The following is a 234-nucleotide window of genomic DNA, read 5'->3' as shown; positions in this document are numbered from 1 at the left end:
CATCACTGGCTTCAGACTCAAGTACATCCTGACACTCTCCAACCACATCACAAATATAGGCGGTGTTTTCAGTGGCATTTTTGATAAATTGATTCAGTTCCGCATAAGCCTTTGCAGATAAAATCCCGCGTAAGTCTTGAACATTACTCTTGGCGCTTTGAAATTGCTGGTTAAATGAAGCAGGATTGTTTGGATTTAAAATCAGCTCATTCAGTGAGCACGCATCAAAAGCAG

Annotated in this window: 1 protein-coding gene; it reads right to left on the bottom strand. The window is 41.0% G+C overall.

Annotated elements, in window-relative coordinates; genetic code table 11:
* Positions 1-234: alpha-E domain-containing protein (locus RRF55_RS28020; protein ID WP_439419301.1), on the bottom strand; the 234-nt coding region annotated here is incomplete at both ends.

This window comes from Klebsiella sp. K47, from assembly GCF_051858335.1.
Classification (GTDB): Bacteria; Pseudomonadota; Gammaproteobacteria; order Enterobacterales; family Enterobacteriaceae; genus Klebsiella; species Klebsiella pneumoniae.
Note: the sequence above shows the minus strand (reverse complement) of the source record. Positions and strands in the feature narration are given on the sequence as shown.